This window comes from Paenibacillus peoriae (assembly GCF_022531965.1).
Lineage (GTDB): Bacteria > Bacillota > Bacilli > Paenibacillales > Paenibacillaceae > Paenibacillus > Paenibacillus polymyxa_D.
The window spans coordinates 1,744,338-1,756,768 of record NZ_CP092831.1 but is presented as its reverse complement, the minus strand read 5'-3'; the positions used below and the strand labels follow the sequence as shown (position 1 = coordinate 1,756,768).

General features: G+C 45.8%; 11 protein-coding genes. 4 read left to right on the top strand and 7 right to left on the bottom strand.

The annotated features are described in order from the left end of the window. Positions 1 to 14: 14 nt before the first annotated feature. The 4 genes from MLD56_RS07915 to MLD56_RS07900 all read right to left on the bottom strand — a co-directional run bounded on the left by MLD56_RS07915 (position 15) and on the right by MLD56_RS07900 (position 3,574). Positions 15 to 722, bottom strand: coding sequence for an ABC transporter permease (locus MLD56_RS07915; protein ID WP_025723953.1), 708 nt, complete (start codon positions 720 to 722; stop codon positions 15 to 17). Then, complete coding sequence (locus tag MLD56_RS07910) at positions 719 to 1,642, bottom strand: ABC transporter ATP-binding protein (protein ID WP_029516536.1); 924 nt, start codon at positions 1,640 to 1,642, stop codon at positions 719 to 721. Before MLD56_RS07910 ends, MLD56_RS07915 begins: the two co-directional genes overlap by 4 nt. Before the next feature lie 145 nt (positions 1,643 to 1,787). Next, positions 1,788 to 2,858 carry a sensor histidine kinase gene (locus MLD56_RS07905; protein WP_029516535.1) on the bottom strand — a complete coding sequence of 357 codons (1,071 nt, stop codon included), beginning with the start codon at positions 2,856 to 2,858 and terminating at the stop codon, positions 1,788 to 1,790. Between the two features lie 2 nt (positions 2,859 to 2,860). Next, entirely contained in the window at positions 2,861 to 3,574 is a 714-nt protein-coding gene (locus MLD56_RS07900) for a response regulator transcription factor (RefSeq protein WP_029516534.1), read from the bottom strand. Positions 3,575 to 3,738: 164 nt separating this feature from the next. Between MLD56_RS07900 and yhbH the strand changes: the two genes are divergently transcribed. Both yhbH and MLD56_RS07890 read left to right on the top strand, forming a co-directional pair. Next, positions 3,739 to 4,905 (top strand): sporulation protein YhbH, encoded by a 1,167-nt coding sequence (yhbH, locus tag MLD56_RS07895; protein WP_029516533.1) that lies wholly within the window; start codon positions 3,739 to 3,741, stop codon positions 4,903 to 4,905. After that, positions 4,902 to 6,344 carry a SpoVR family protein gene (locus tag MLD56_RS07890; RefSeq protein ID WP_029516532.1) on the top strand — a complete coding sequence of 481 codons (1,443 nt, stop codon included), beginning with the start codon at positions 4,902 to 4,904 and terminating at the stop codon, positions 6,342 to 6,344. The genes yhbH and MLD56_RS07890 overlap by 4 nt, the downstream gene beginning before the upstream one ends. A gap of 191 nt (positions 6,345 to 6,535) precedes the next feature. Here the strand turns inward: MLD56_RS07890 and MLD56_RS07885 are convergent, their stop codons facing one another. The 3 genes from MLD56_RS07885 to MLD56_RS07875 all read right to left on the bottom strand — a co-directional run bounded on the left by MLD56_RS07885 (position 6,536) and on the right by MLD56_RS07875 (position 10,106). Continuing rightward, positions 6,536 to 7,717 carry a TolB-like translocation protein gene (locus tag MLD56_RS07885; RefSeq protein WP_029516531.1) on the bottom strand — a complete coding sequence of 394 codons (1,182 nt, stop codon included), beginning with the start codon at positions 7,715 to 7,717 and terminating at the stop codon, positions 6,536 to 6,538. Positions 7,718 to 7,839: 122 nt separating this feature from the next. Further along, complete coding sequence (locus tag MLD56_RS07880) at positions 7,840 to 9,423, bottom strand: sensor histidine kinase (RefSeq protein WP_029516530.1); 1,584 nt, start codon at positions 9,421 to 9,423, stop codon at positions 7,840 to 7,842. Continuing rightward, positions 9,420 to 10,106, bottom strand: coding sequence for a response regulator transcription factor (locus MLD56_RS07875; RefSeq protein ID WP_029516529.1), 687 nt, complete (start codon positions 10,104 to 10,106; stop codon positions 9,420 to 9,422). The genes MLD56_RS07880 and MLD56_RS07875 overlap by 4 nt, the downstream gene beginning before the upstream one ends. Before the next feature lie 252 nt (positions 10,107 to 10,358). Here MLD56_RS07875 and MLD56_RS07870 point away from each other — a divergent pair, with 252 nt between their 5' ends. Further along, the gene (locus MLD56_RS07870; RefSeq protein WP_029516528.1) at positions 10,359 to 11,060 is read left to right on the top strand and encodes a response regulator transcription factor; all 702 of its coding nucleotides are present in this window, start codon (positions 10,359 to 10,361) and stop codon (positions 11,058 to 11,060) included. Then, positions 11,057 to 12,418 carry a sensor histidine kinase gene (locus MLD56_RS07865; RefSeq protein WP_029516527.1) on the top strand — a complete coding sequence of 454 codons (1,362 nt, stop codon included), beginning with the start codon at positions 11,057 to 11,059 and terminating at the stop codon, positions 12,416 to 12,418. The genes MLD56_RS07870 and MLD56_RS07865 overlap by 4 nt, the downstream gene beginning before the upstream one ends. Positions 12,419 to 12,431 lie beyond the last annotated feature (13 nt).

Here is a 12,431-nt window from a genome sequence, read left to right as displayed (position 1 = left end):
GTATCTTCTCCTCTCTATTTGAATTCATGCTTGGTAAACTGTAATGTACCAAGTCCCGTAAAGATGACTCCCGCACTTAAAGCAACGATTACCCAAATCATGTGTTCCTTCATTAGAGGACTTGATAGGGCAGGGTACGACCAAGGCAATATTTTAATCCACAGAATACTTGTGCGTGCCAAAAACAAGCTTGCAATAGAGCCGAATATACCAAACGCTAATGGGAATGCCTGATTAGTGAAAAGTGTAGACAGCCAAAGTTGAATTGCAAGTACTGGTAGGGTAGCCAAACTTGCATTAATCGGCTGTAATAGCATGATCCGCCAAGGAATGGGTTCGTTTGTATATAACACCCAGATGAGGCTCATACCTGCTACAGTGATCAAGGCGGTACCCAACTGTAGAATCACGATCCATACGATTTTGGATAAATAGATATAGCTTCTGGGAACAGGCATGACCATAAGCTGCTTCCATGTTTGAGTATCATGCTCTGTACCGGCCATAATGCTCGCCAAAAGTGTACCGCCAAGCAGCATCACAAACGAAAGGAACATAAACATAACGGCAAAACCAGCATAGACACCTCCTGGTCCTTGCCGAAAGTAAAGATACCATTCCACGGCAGTCATGCCTGTAAGTACACACCCCTGTATAAGAGGAATCCACCAGCATATTTTCTTCAGCTTAAGCCCCTCTGACTTTATAACCCGGAGTATCATAAGCTTCGCTCCTTACCTGTCAGCTCCAGGAATATCTCCTCCAATGTTTTTTTCTTCTCTGTGACCCGATAAATGGGATGATTGTGTTCCACAAGCACCTTGATCATCTCCGAAGATTGTTGCCGATCTACAATAGGAGTCACGACCTCATTTTGTTCAATCGATTCAGCTCCAGCTGTCCATCCATGCTGAATCAGTGCACCGGCAGCCAGAACAGGATCTGGGGTTTCAATGAATAATTGAGGCTTGCTTTTGGCGGTGAGTTCCTTCATCGTTCCCTGGAAGATCATTTCACCCTGATTAATAATTCCTACATAGGTTGCAATCTGCTCAATTTCGCTTAATAAATGGCTCGAAACCAGTACCGTCATTCCGTAAGCACCAGGGAGGCTCATAATTAACTCCCGAATTTCCTGAATACCAGATGGGTCCAAACCATTCGTCGGTTCATCAAGTATCAATAATTTGGGGTTGGCAATAAGCGCCATAGCAATCCCCAGTCTTTGTCGCATCCCCAAGGAATATCCCTTTACCGGACGATACGCATCCTTGGCTAATCTCACTAAATCCAGCACTTCATGAATTCTTCGGGTCGGCAGTCCACGCATGGTTGTAACGATTTCTAAATTTCGATATGCGGATAAATGGGCATAATAGGCAGGTGATTCAACCAAGGAACCAACATCTTTTAATATTTCCATACGCTGATCCTTCAGCTTTTTCCCAAAAATCTCAATCTCTCCGGAGGTGGATTTAATCAGCCCAAGTAGCATACGAATCGTGGTTGTTTTACCCGCCCCATTAGGTCCTAAAAATCCATAAATTTGTTGTCCGGGTACCTGGAGATTTATTCGTTTTACAAATTCTCGTTTTCCAAAACGCCTAGTTAGCTGCTGTGTATGTATTACATATTCAGACATTTCCTGATCTCCTCTCGACTTCCAATGCTGAAGCTTAAGTTACATACAGTTTACTGAAGTAAAGTAAACATCAGGTAAACAGTCCCTAAACAACAGGCAAAAAAAACCGAGCAAACTCCAAAATGTGAGGTTAGATGTTAAAAAGTTAGATGTTTAGCGGCAGTGAAATCTCCATCCTAGTACCCGCTTTACTGCCTGAAAGGATATGAAGCGTTCCGTTATGCGCCTCAATAAAGCTTTTGGCAATAGGTATTCCATGCCCTTCGGAGTGAGATACCTGCATGAACTTATTGGGATTCATTCCTATTCCATCATCTTCGATAGAAATATGAAGCTTATCGTTCGCTTTGTTTACTTCCATGGAAACATGTGTACCTGGAGGATTATGAATGATTGCGTTAATCAAAAAATTCTGCAGCGCTCTACCTAATAGCTTGCTATCGAAGGACATAATACAAGTCGCCTCCATGGACGTAAAAGAAAATTCGTATTGCTCAGCCGAAGGATGGTTAGCGATATCTATGACTGCACTACGGAGAAACTCCACAATGTCCTCCTTCTCCAATTGGACGGGCAATGGACTTTCCTTAAGCTGCATAGAAGCATTCAAATCCTGAATCAACTGCTTCATTTCAGTCACTTTCTCACTGATACTCATACTAAAGCTTCTTCTTTCTTCATCGGACCAATCATACTCTTGAGCAGTCAGCATGGCCGCATATCCTTCAATATAGGATAATGGTGTTTTGAGATCATGGCTGACACCTGCTACCCACTGCTGTTTTCGTTTCTCTAATTCCACTCTCTCTTCCTCATTGCTGCGCAATTGAGACGATAAGATGTTCATTTGTTCAAAAACTTCTTTATACAATTGATACGGAGGTTTATAGCTATTTTTCTGATTTTTTTTGCGCTCCGGTAGTTCCAGTTCACTTAGCGGTGCTTGGAATTCCCCCGTAGCAATATTTCCAATCCATTTGATTACATACACCAAAGGCTTGCCTATATACCATCCGTAGGCAGCTATGAACACAACACTCTGCACGATACCAAGTCCTGTCCAGAATAGATTAATATTTATATTTTGAGATGCTCCAAATATACTTTTTATAAAAATATATAAGATCGTGCAAATAACAAAACATAGGACATAGGCCAGTACAAAACATAACGTTACTTTCATAAAACGGAAGGACATCTTAACCAGAGAGTTCATCCTCATTCCTCCATCTTGACTGACATCATTTTATAACCAAGCCCCCTTACATTGATTAAAGATTGCGGGTGCTTGGGATCAGGTTCTATTTTTTTCCGCAAACGGGAGATATGAATCACTACGGTCTTCTCATCACCCAAGAAGGCCTCGCTCCATATCGCCTCGTAAAGCTGCCGTACACTGAAAATACGGTTAGGGTGCTTGCACAAAAATACCAGCAGCAGCCATTCACGTGCCGGACACTCGACCTGCTTGTCCTCCACATACAACACACCGGATTCCAGTTCCAGTCGAAAATATCCAAAATCTAAAGTGCGTAAGGTCGGTTTCATGGCCACTGTCGAAACTTTCCGATATTTCATTCGTGCCTTCATACGGGCAACGACTTCCAGCGGGTTAAACGGTTTGGTAATATAGTCGTCTCCTCCGATACCGAACCCCATTAATTTGTCTAGATCTGTATCTCTTGCCGTCAAAAAAAGAATAGGGGCATCCGTATATAGACGCATTTGACGACATATCTCAAACCCATCGCTATCAGGCAGCATAACATCAAGTACAATCACATCCACATTCGATTCCATCACGACTTGCAGCGCTTCCCGACCTGTCGCAGCGTGCTTAACTTGAAGGAACCCTTCTTTTTTTAACACCGTTGTCAGCATATCCCGCAATCCCTGCTCATCGTCTACTATAAGTACTGCAATTTCTTCCATAACCCAAGGTTCTCCATTCTTTTTTTACATTTTTTACTTTCATTATAAAAGCAAACGGGCAGAATTTAAATCGAGTTCCATCACATATCGTTCATCCCCGTGAATATACTTAATAACCAACAAGGCCAAACTGTGCCGTGTATCCACTTGGGGGGTGCCTAATAATGCCGGAACCACGCCAGCCATATTCATTCGTCGTATCCCGCGAAGATTGGTCGCTGCATCGCAAAGGGTACCAGGACCAGCAACGTCATCAGCAGAAGGTCAAAGATGTCATTAAGCAAAATCTACCCGATCTGATAACGGAAGAGAATATTATTATGTCGGACGGTCAACAGATTATTAAAGTGCCGATTCGCAGCCTGGATGAATATCGCTTCATTTATAACTATCAAAAGCAAAAGCATGTAGGCCAAGGGGATGGAGATAGTCAGGTGGGAGATGTCATCGGGCGTGATTCTGCCTCCCAGAAGCCTGGTAAAGGTGAGAAAGCCGGCGACCAGCCGGGACACGATATTATGGAAACGGAAGTCAGCATAGAAGAGCTGGAAGATATGCTGTTCGAGGAAATGGAATTGCCGAATTTACAGCAAAAAGACAAGGATCAAATTGAGGTTGAATCTATCGTGTTCAATGATATACGTAAAAAAGGCATGCAAGCGAACATTGACAAGAAACGAACCATTCTCGAAAATCTACGCCGCAACGCCCGTGAAGGGAAACCGGGCATTCATCATATTAGTCCGGACGATCTTCGTTACAAGACATGGGAAGAGAAGACTATTCCCCAATCCAACGCGGTCATTATAGCCATGATGGACACCTCAGGCTCAATGGGCGCTTTTGAAAAATATTGTGCTCGCAGCTTCTTTTTCTGGATGACCCGCTTTTTGCGCCGTCAGTATGAAAAGGTGGAAATTGTCTTTCTCGCGCATCATACCGAGGCTAAAGAGGTTACGGAAGAAGAATTTTTTACCCGCGGAGAAAGTGGCGGCACGATCTGCTCTTCCGCTTATTTGAAAGCACTAGAGATTATCGACAAACGATATCCTCCTTCCAGCTACAATATTTATCCCTTCCATTTCTCGGATGGCGATAACCTGACCTCGGACAATGAGCGGTGCGTGAAGCTAATCGAGGAACTTATAAAGCGGAGCAATATGTTCGGCTATGGCGAAGTGAATCAATATAATCGCAGCAGCACGCTGATGTCAGCCTACAAGAATATTAAGAAGGATCAGTTTATGTACTATGTCATCAAGGAAAAAGGTGAGGTATACCAAGCCTTACGCACTTTTTTTCGCAAACGGGAAGGGGGAACGGTGGGATGAGCACCGACCAGAAGGAGCTAGAATATGCGATATCAGAAATTATGGAGATTGCAGATGGATTCGGGCTCGACTACTACCCGATGCGATATGAGATTTGTCCGGCGGATATTGTTTATACGTTCGGAGCCTATGGTATGCCCACGCGCTTCAGCCACTGGAGTTTTGGAAAAACGTTTCACAAGATGAAAATGCAGTACGATTTTGGATTTAGCAAAATTTATGAGCTGGTCATTAACTCCAATCCCTGCTATGCCTTCCTGCTGGAAGGAAATTCTTTGGTGCAAAATAAACTAATTGTCGCTCATGTACTGGCACACTGTGATTTTTTCAAACACAACGCCCGCTTTTCAGCTTCTAATCGCAATATGGTGGAGAGTATGTCGGCCACAGCAGATCGAATCAACAGCTATGAAATGGAATATGGTTCAAAGACTGTTGAATCCTTCATTGACTCTGTACTGGCGATACAGGAGCATGTAGACCCACAGCTTATCAAACCAAGGCATCTGGATAAACAGCGCTATATGGAACTCAAAATCAAGGAGCAAAAAGAACCCAAAAAACACCAGCGTCCCATCGGACCTTACGATGATCTGTGGTCACTGGACACAGTAAAGCAGCATGATTCGGCCGAGACCGAGGGTATTAAGGTACGCCAGTTCCCACCGGAACCTGAAAAAGATATCGTCTGGTTTATTCAGGAATTCTCCGAGGTACTGGAGGACTGGCAGCGAGATATTATGACGATGCTGCGGGACGAAATGCTATATTTCTGGCCCCAAATGGAGACCAAAATCATGAATGAAGGCTGGGCCTCCTATTGGCACCAGCGGATTGTCAGGGAACTGGATTTGACCGGGGAGGAAACCGTTGAATTTGCGATGCTGAACGCTTCTGTCGTACAGCCTTCCAAGCAAAGCCTGAACCCGTACTATTTGGGACTGAAAATATTTGAGGATATTGAAAAACGTTGGGATAACCCAACCCGTGAGGAGCAAGAGCGACAAGGGCGCAAACCGGGCGAGGGTCGAGCTAAAATGTTCGAGGTGCGAGAGTTTGACTCAGACACCTCTTTTATACGCAATTACATGACCAAGAAGCTGACAGAGGATTTGGATCTGTACGTGTTTGAGAAACGAGGACCTGATTGGAAAATTACCGATAAATCCTGGGAAAACATACGGGATCAGCTCGTGTTTTCACGTGTGAATGGAGGCTCCCCTTATATCGTCGTCGAGGATGGAGATTACCTGCATACGGGCGAGTTGAAGCTCAAGCACCAGTACGAAGGCATTGAGCTAGATTTAAAATATATGGAGCGCACGCTTCCGTATGTATATCAGCTGTGGGGGCGCACCGTTCATTTGGAAACGATGATTGAGGGTAAGCTCGCCTTATTCTCATATGACGGTAAGAAGCATCATCGTAAATTTGTATAGTCATGCATCAATTTCATAATACCTCTAGCTGCTTCAATTAAAACTAGATATAGATCAAAATGTTTTAATTTGTCTATTTCTAGTTACAACCATCAAACTTTAATGAGTTATGAAATTGATTCTCATATAAAATCAATAGCCAGTCTGCATTTAAAAAGGCGCATTCCGAACAAACGGATATACGCCTTTTACTACTTTTCCTTAAATTCGACGATATAGCTTTGATTGAGCTGTTTTCCACCTTCCGAAATGTTCTGGTACATGGATAAAAACCGGGCGGATGGGCTCCATACCGTTGGGCTGTCATAGGATTGGATATTGGTCGTAACCGGAGTGGTTTTACCCGTGGACTGGTCAAATACATACAGCCCTCTCATGCCTTGCTGATCCTCATCATAAATGGAAAAAGCAAGCTTGGACCCGTCGCTGGACCAGCTTCCACGACTCATTAAAGTACCTTGCCCGACAATTCCTTTCTCTTTACCCTGTTCATCCAAAATGATCATACGGGCTGGTTCGGATGTATTCCATTTCCGCTTTTCAATGGCAATAGACTTACCGTCAGGCGACACGGCAAAGGACATGGCACCCTCTGCAATGGTCACAGCCTGAGGATGATTAAGGGTGAACCGATTCAGCACTGGATACCCTTGTTTATCACTGCCTGTATAAAATATGGCGTTACCCACTTTTTCAACATGAGACATCAATTCAGAGCGATTCGGATCTTGAAAATTCAATTCTTCAGCTTTGCCGTCCAGACCAATCAGTCGGATTTTACCATCCGGTGTGCCTGTAATGAGATGATTCTCATCGCTCCAACTCACTTTATTAGTTATATCCAGCTTGCCAATCGATGTAACCTTACCACTGCTTAGTTCCAAAATGTAGCCCTGAATATCATATTTGCTGTTGGGGCTACCTTCAGTAAAGAAGACATGGCGCTGATCCGGTGATACCACAGCAAGTAACTGTGGAGCCTTACGACCTGGTGTTAAAATCCGCTCCTTGTCTGTCTCTACATTATGAATCCACAGCTGGGTTTTACGCTCCACAATCAGCTCTTCGTCACTCAGCCAAGACCTCGCGTATACATCCCCCAGCCTGTCGATAGACGATACTACCAGCTCGTCCGTTACTTGCTTCTGGGCTGCATCCGTGTCAATCACAGTAAGCTGTTGGCCCGGTTTCATACCGAATGCTGGATTTGTCTCTCCTGCGCTCTTCATGCCGCAACCGCTGAGCAATCCTCCGGCGATTAAGCCGGTCATAAGCAGCCCAGTGGCTTTCTGTCTGAAAATTCTTGTACGGGAATCTTCGCGATGAGAGGAACCGTTCTTTTGTCCATAGCTGTCTATGTTTTTCTTTATCATGTACAACGGCCTCCTTGTTAACGATACCCCCAGTTTAATGCCCGAACATCTCATGAATACATCGAATTGTTTCCAAGTTGTAAACAAGACACCATTCTAGCCCTGTGCTAACAATCGGCCGTTTACAGGGAGCTATCGTGAACCAAGAGAGGGAGTCTAAGCGAAAATTCATTTCCACTTACATTCGTATGCCCGTTTCCATTTTCCAAGCTACTATAATCTGAAGCTGTAAGCTGCAACTCTCCCCCCATGCGCTCCGCCAGTCTGCGCGCCAGAGGAAGACCGAGTCCCGTACCGCTGTCCTGACGAGATCGATCACGACTTAAAGTAGCAAACGGCTCAAAAATCATGTCCCATTTCTCCCTAGGAATCCACGGACCGGAATTGCGTACATACACAATCACAGTGTCCTGTTCTACCCGATTCGACAACGTAATCCATCCACCGTCTTGATTATACTTTACTGCATTATCCAGCAAATTTAGTACAATATGCATCAGATGCTTAGGGTCTCCCCACACCTGGGCTGGAACGGTATCTATCGAAAAATCCAGTCTACGCGCTGCCGCTTTTCCTCGAATACGGCTCCCCGCATCTTCCAGTAACGAATGCAGTTCCACAACCTCCGTATGCAATTCAAAATCATATTTATCCAGCACAGATAGCCGCAGCGAGTCCTCGACAAGCTCGTATAACCGTTTTGTTTCCTTACTGATGCTTTCTCTCGCTTCACGCACCAGTTCAGGATCATCCCCATACATATCCAGTAAATCAGCATAAGCTTGAATAGAGGTTAACGGGGTCTTTAGTTCATGACTGATATTTCCAATAAAGGATTTTTGCTGCTGCTCTAGCTCTCTCAAACGCTGAACCGCTTCTTCCAGCCGAAGCTTTTCGTTTTCCAGCGCGGTAATGCTCTCCCGGATCACATGGCTCATCTGGAGCATTCCTTCATCCAGTCTTCCCAGCTCATCCTGCCGCCGCAGCAGTCTGGCTTCCGGATAATGCCCTGCCGATATCTGTTCAGAAGCGCGAGTCAGTCTTCCGATGTCCCTCGTCTGGCGGCTGACATAGCCTAAACCTAAGATAAAGCTCAATACCAGCACCGCACCCCCCGTCCATAGAAACAAGTGGGCAATGGCCCGGTAGAACTGCTGCTGCGCTTCTATTGAGCTGTGAAGCTGTACCACTCCCAGTAAGCCGTCCGGACCTTGAAGCGGAGCCAAATAAGTGATTGCGCTTCCTTCCGTAATGTATGCAATTTTGCCTTGGATCGCATAGGAGAGCGCCTGGCTGACATCTGTTCTAAAAGCCAGCGGTAGAGAATTGCCAACCTCATGCCCCTGACCATCATATAAAATAACGCGCATATTACTGGATACGCCCAGTTCCACTGCGAGCCCAGGTGCCTGCTTCTTCATAAAGTCTTCCGGTGATTGGCGCACTCCCAACAGGTAAGACTGTTTTACACGCATTTCTACAATTTCGGCCTGACGCTTTAAGCTGCGTTCCATTTGATCTGTCTGGTTAGCGCGAATACCAGTAAGCACGAGCCAGCTCAGCACACCGACAGTAAACAGCAGCAAAGCCGCCAGTACCAGCGGAAATTTCCAACGCAGGCTCAAGCCTGTAGGTTTGCATTTGCGCTTCTGCTGGTCGGTGGACCGCAAGTTTCCTTGCTGATGGAGTGAATGATGTTCGTTCACGTCATTTTCTCTGCCTTATAGCCGATACCATACACGGTCTGCAATATCGCCTGATGCGGCTCAAGCTTCTTGCGCAAACGCTGGATATGAATATCCACCGTCCGCGTTCCTCCCACATAATCGAAGCTCCATACCTGCTCCAGCAGCTCGTCCCGTGTATACACCCTTCCGGCATGAGATACCAACAGCGCCAGCACATCAAACTCCTTGGGGGTCAGATCCAGCGCTATGGCTCCAAGTTCAGCTGTTCGGCTGGACGGACGTACCCGTAATGGGCCGAGTACCATTTCTGTTCCTTCCGGGGCAGGTGCTCCTTCTCGCTCCAGTCTCCGTACCAATGCTTTAATACGAGCGAGCAGCTCCCTCAGATCAAACGGTTTGCTCATAAAATCGTCCGCACCCAGCTCCAGTCCGAGTACCTTATCAACGATATCGTTTTTGGCCGTCAGCAGTAAAATACCGATGCCCTTCCGACTTTCCAAACGGCGGCACACCTCATATCCACCCAGTTTGGGCATCATCACATCCAATATGAGCACATCCGGATGGAACAAACGTATTTTTTCCAAGGCGTCCTCCCCGTCAACGGCGGTTTCCACCAAAAAACCCTCTCGCTTTAACGCATAAGCCAGCGCATTTCGAATGCTTGCCTCATCGTCCGCTATCAGTATTTTTTTATCCATGTCCTGCCCTCCCTGCTTTCGCTTCATTTTATTTTACGCTCCTGGCGACAAAGGGCAAGCCCGCGGCCTGAACTTATGTTACTGCAACTTTCCATAGCGCTATCGTTACACTTTGTCCCTTTTTAATGTCAAGGAAATATGACGCAGTATAAACATCTCTTCCCTCACTGCCCTGTGCTTTGAAGTGTCTTACCTGTCCGTATATGCTAAAATACTTCCGTATCGGCTATTCGCCTACAGGAGGGCATGATCATGAAACAATCTATTTTGATCGTAGAAGACGAAGAAAAGATTGCCCGGCTTCTAGAGATCGAACTTCAATTTGAAGGCTATCAAGTATGTAAAGAAAAAAATGGAATTGATGGGCTGGAGACGTATTGCAAAGGCAATTGGGATCTAGTGTTACTGGATATTATGATTCCCGGTCTCAATGGCATCGAGCTACTTCGGAGGATTCGTAAGCATAATGCGAACGTTCCTGTCATTTTGCTGACGGCTAAAAGTTCCATTGCAGATAAGGTCGAGGGACTCGATTTGGGAGCCAATGATTATGTTACCAAACCGTTTGTGATCGAAGAGCTGCTTGCACGTGTACGGGCCGCACTCAGAGTAGGTGCAACGAAAGACATGGCTCCACATGTGGTAGATAAATGGCTTAGTGCTGGGGATTTACGTCTCCATGAAGGTACTCGTGAAGTTCTTCGGGGAGAGCACAACATTGAGCTTACACCGCGAGAGTTTGACTTGCTCGTTCATTTACTCCGACATCAGCGGCAGGTACTTAGCCGTGAACAATTACTGGAGAACGTATGGGGCATAGATTATATGGGCGATACCAATGTGGTCGATGTGTATATTCGCTACGTGCGCAATAAAATCGACCCTACGCGCCAGCTCCCTGAGCTGATCCATACTGTACGCGGAATTGGTTATGTTCTGAAGGAATCCTTATGAAGCTACAAAACAAAATCCATACGTATACCTCGTTATTATTCGGGATTTTACTTGTGGCCATTAATTTCTCAGTCTATTTCCTATTCAGCCAACTTTCGATAGACAGTCGAAAAGATCAGGTAGAGGCCACAGCAGAGAACATGATTCGCGGCATTCAACGCGCTCCGGTATCCGTAGCCGCTGAGGATCTTCTCCGGGCCTATGTGCCGCTGGATGGCATGCTTCGGCTGATGAAACCAGAAGGCGACTTTCTTCCCCCTATCACCTCTTCTTCCGAGCAATCTCTTAGCTTGATGAAGGGCGTTTTTGATGAAACACGGCAGGTTCGCATGATTACCTATGAAAGCAACCGTTACATTCTTGTATCGCTCCCCATGATTTGGACCAATGGCGAGGTTGTCAATCTCCAGGTGATCGAAAGTCTGCAACCGACGATGCAGACGCTCCAGGTACTCAGAATCGTACTTGTTGCTGTCACTGGCATTGCGCTCATTCCTGTCGTGGTATCGGGAAGACTGCTCGGCAGACTGATTACACGTCCAATTACATCTATGATTAGTACGATGAAAGAAATTCAGCGCAGCGGGAAATTTAAACGTCTTCCGCTCAATTCGTCATCACGCGACGAACTGGTCGAAATGGGGGAAACATTTAATGACATGATTGAACTGCTGGAGCGGAATTTCGTCAGGCAAGAACAATTTGTATCTAATGCGTCCCATGAATTGAAGACACCGCTCACCATTATTGAAAGTTATGCCAGCCTGCTCAAACGGCGGGGGTTGCAGCATCCCAAGATTTTTGCCGAATCCGTTGAAGCGATCCATTCCGAGGCGATCCGAATGAAGGACATGGCAGAGCAGCTTCTTCTGTTGGCCAGAAACGAAGAACAGTGGAATGTCGTGCTGAAGCCTGTACGCCTGACTAGGATAGCGACAGAATTAAAGACTACCTTTGAAAATGCGTTCGCCCGACCAATTCAACTGGATGTACAGGCAGACTGCATTGGCTATACCGATGAAAATAAGCTGAAGCAGCTCCTCTTTATCTTTTTGGATAATGCACGCAAATACAGCGACGAGCCGATACACCTGATGATTGATACGGTGGGCGGTACAGCTCAACCCTGCATAAGAATCACAGATCAAGGAATTGGAATCCCGGAAGAAAAGTTATCTAAAGTATTCGACCGCTTCTATCGTGTGGATGAAGCCAGAAGCCGCGAGGATGGTGGGGCTGGGCTGGGTCTATCATTGGCTACAGGAATTGCACAAGCTATACATGCTGAAATTGGGCTAGAAAGTGTAGAGGGAAGCGGAACAACTGCGACGATTATCCTCCCTATCGTTCCAAAATAATAAGCCAAAGGAG